At 38.0% G+C, this 2,406-nt stretch carries 6 protein-coding genes; 3 read left to right on the plus strand and 3 right to left on the minus strand.

The features are described from left to right. Positions 1 to 353, minus strand: a 353-nt coding sequence (locus tag A6395_RS13200; RefSeq protein WP_071399392.1) for a hypothetical protein, incomplete at its 3' end; no start/stop codon positions are given. A 216-nt stretch (positions 354 to 569) separates the two neighbouring features. Then, a complete protein-coding gene (locus tag A6395_RS13205) occupies positions 570 to 1,259 on the minus strand; it encodes a LexA family protein (protein WP_084813080.1) in 690 nt (229 codons plus the stop codon). A 162-nt stretch (positions 1,260 to 1,421) separates the two neighbouring features. Between A6395_RS13205 and A6395_RS13210 the strand changes: the two genes are divergently transcribed. The 3 genes from A6395_RS13210 to A6395_RS16010 are packed head-to-tail and all read left to right on the plus strand — an operon-like array spanning position 1,422 to position 2,004. Then, positions 1,422 to 1,652: a helix-turn-helix transcriptional regulator gene (locus tag A6395_RS13210; RefSeq protein ID WP_071399393.1), complete on the plus strand. Its 231-nt coding sequence runs from the start codon at positions 1,422 to 1,424 to the stop codon at positions 1,650 to 1,652. A 36-nt stretch (positions 1,653 to 1,688) separates the two neighbouring features. Beyond that, positions 1,689 to 1,835: a hypothetical protein gene (locus A6395_RS16110; protein ID WP_173647399.1), complete on the plus strand. Its 147-nt coding sequence runs from the start codon at positions 1,689 to 1,691 to the stop codon at positions 1,833 to 1,835. A 16-nt stretch (positions 1,836 to 1,851) separates the two neighbouring features. Further along, entirely contained in the window at positions 1,852 to 2,004 is a 153-nt protein-coding gene (locus tag A6395_RS16010) for a hypothetical protein (protein ID WP_159429462.1), read from the plus strand. Positions 2,005 to 2,020: 16 nt separating this feature from the next. Here A6395_RS16010 and A6395_RS13215 read toward each other — a convergent pair whose 3' ends face one another. Further along, positions 2,021 to 2,341, minus strand: a complete 321-nt coding sequence (locus A6395_RS13215; protein WP_071399394.1) for a hypothetical protein — start codon at positions 2,339 to 2,341, stop codon at positions 2,021 to 2,023. Positions 2,342 to 2,406: the final 65 nt, after the last annotated feature.

Consider the following 2,406-nt stretch of genomic DNA (forward strand, 5'->3'; position numbering starts at 1 on the left):
ATTTTAATTGGGTTATTAGAAGTATCGATGATGACAAAATCCACTTTAATGATGTTATTCATTGGTATACGTTTAAGTGCGGCACGAGGTATCAAACAGCCTTTATGAATAGACAGAATGAGTTCGTCTTGAGTTAGAACAAGGAAACCATTATGAAAAGACGTTGGCTGTACACCCTCAATCCCGAAAATTTTTTCAGTCGGTTTTAGGATCTTTTTTAATGCTTTTAATGTAATTTCATAATAAGCTCGCTCACGTTTTGGAAACTCTATTTCAATCTCTTCCATCTCCTCGATTGTGATTGGGTACTCGACAATAGCAAGGCGATAATTGATTCTTTTAAATTTACACATTTAGTTCTGCTCCATCCTAAAAAATGTACAATCCACGAAAGTATTATTATACCAAATAAAATTTCAAAATTTACATATTGTTCAATAAAAAAGGTGATGGAACACGGATTAAGAAACAGTAGCTAATATATTTATAAAAATGAAATCAAAAAGTATTGGGTACCCTCTAAAATGGGTGTCCAATACTTTTTGATTTCATTATGCTCTTTAAATTGTTCAAAACTTAAAGTCCGGCGGCGACATAACGGCCACCAACTTCCCAATCACTTTAATGTCCTTCGCTTCTTGATCAAGATACATCTTCGGAGTGTGCTCCGGATTGTAACTTGATGGCTCCAGCAAGACTCCTCGATCTAACAGCATGACGCGCTTTAAGGTAGCGTCATATCCATTCACGATCACCGCAGCCACTTCACCAGACTCCACACGATCCGTCTTACATAGGATAGCGTAATGGCCATCGTGAACAATCTTATTCATCGAATCTCCTCTAACAAGCAAACCGAATAGCTTGTCTTCCCCATGCTTGAGAATGACGTGATCCGGAACCGACGTCTCCGTCAGGTTCTCGATCGCCTCGAGCGGGATGCCGGCCGATATGCTGCCGTACACTGGGATTTTGTAATTCGATGCAGTGATCCGAGTGATGGCGTCGGGGGGGAGGGGAGTAGATAATGACGTCTCTTCAGATTCAGACACAAAATAACTCCAAGGTACATTAAATATTTCTGCCATCTGGCTCACTTTATCCATTCGTGGTGCTGTTCTCCCTTTTTCCCATGAGGAGATTGATCCTTTAGATACTCCTAATTTTTCTGCGAGTTGTTCTTGAGTTAAATCAAAAGAAGTACGTTTATCTTTAATTTTTTTCCCTACACTCTCGCGGATGTTATTAAAATCGTACATATTTTTCACCTCCTAACAACTAAAGTATACTTAAAATATACAAAGATGTAAGTACTAAATATAAAAATATTTAATTCAACCACTTTTATATAGTTAAACTATACTAAGTATGTTGACAAGTTTAGTTTAACAGTATTATCATGAAGTCAAGGAGGTGATCACATGAAACGTTTTACTATGAAACAAGCTAGACTGATAGCTGGCTATAATCAGGAAGAAATGGCCAAGATGCTTGATATGTCGACTAATGGATACGCTAAAATAGAGCGCTATGAATCTAAATTTAGAATAGATAAGGCATTGGCTTTCACAAAAATCGTAGAATTAGATGTTGATGAGATTATTTTTTTTGAAAATGAGTATCGTTTAACTAAACTTAATAAAACTGGATGACGTTTAGCGAAGACATTGATGAAAGGAGAGCTTGTGATGAAATCTGAGGAAACACGAAAAAGCCCGGCCGACTTTGGTATTTCGCCACAAACGGCTAAGGCGATGGTCCAGTTTTTTAAAAAGACTTCGGCACCTCGTCTAGCTGCGGCCAAAGCTCGCGAAGAAGAGAAGCTGAATAAATGAATCGGAGGCTAAAGGTATGAGTCCATCAAAAGATAAGCAAAGCCAGGTAATCGTCAGCGTCGATTTTACGAATAACAAAGAGTTTAAAGAAGTTAAAAGGCTCCTCACTTCTGCGTTGCAGCAAGTAGAGGAGCTAATAGATGCGTTAAAAAAGCTTCACTCATCTTAAGGTAATTAAATGATATTTATTTACCCATAATTTGATTCATACCCCATTGACCTGAAGCGTCGCCAAGCATATCTTGCCAAGAGTCAAATTTCGTAGACGAAGCCACGTATTTATCTAACTCGTTTTCGTCAATTGCATCAAACTCTTCAGCTGAATTAGCGGAGAAGCCACCACCTTCTAGCCATTTATCAAAGTCTGAATATGATGTATGACTTTCCATGAAAGAACTTGTCATTAATTCATCCAGAGGGACTGATTGTTGACCATTTAAGGATTCAGCACGATCTGCCATCTGTTTCAATTCTTTTTGAAGTTCTTTCAAGCCTTTGATTTTCATGTAATCACCTCCTTCCAATAATAGGATATCACGTGAGGTGCATTACTGGGATTGAAAATGAAGCA

Source organism: Exiguobacterium sp. SH31, from assembly GCF_001816105.1.
Lineage (GTDB): Bacteria > Bacillota > Bacilli > Exiguobacteriales > Exiguobacteriaceae > Exiguobacterium > Exiguobacterium aurantiacum_A.